1 protein-coding gene is annotated in these 256 nt (G+C 59.4%); it reads left to right on the top strand.

Features of this window, described 5'->3' with window-relative positions:
* Positions 1-256 (top strand): RRP12 family protein (locus tag L9G74_RS21255; protein ID WP_238898758.1); only part of this gene is annotated, 256 nt, incomplete at both ends.

Genomic DNA, 256 nt, shown 5'->3' with positions numbered 1-256 from the left:
CCTGTCGGCAATGTTCGACGCCTTCAAATGGAGGTCCTCACCTTTCCTGACTGACATCGTCAAGACCATTGGCGAGCTACGCGGAACTGAGACTTTCCATGGGAAGAAAGAAGCGGACCAGGTCCTTGGGAGAGCGGTGCACGCAATGGGCCCGGCCGCTGTCCTGGAAATTCTGCCTCTGAACCTTGCTCAGCAGAAGCCGGGCCAGCCCGGCCGCGTCTGGCTTCTTCCGATCCTGAGAGACAGCGTGTCGAAC

Origin of the sequence: Shewanella electrica (assembly GCF_022321485.1) — a bacterium.
Taxonomy (GTDB): Bacteria; Pseudomonadota; Gammaproteobacteria; order Enterobacterales; family Shewanellaceae; genus Shewanella; species Shewanella electrica.
Note: the sequence above shows the minus strand (reverse complement) of the source record. Positions and strands in the feature narration are given on the sequence as shown.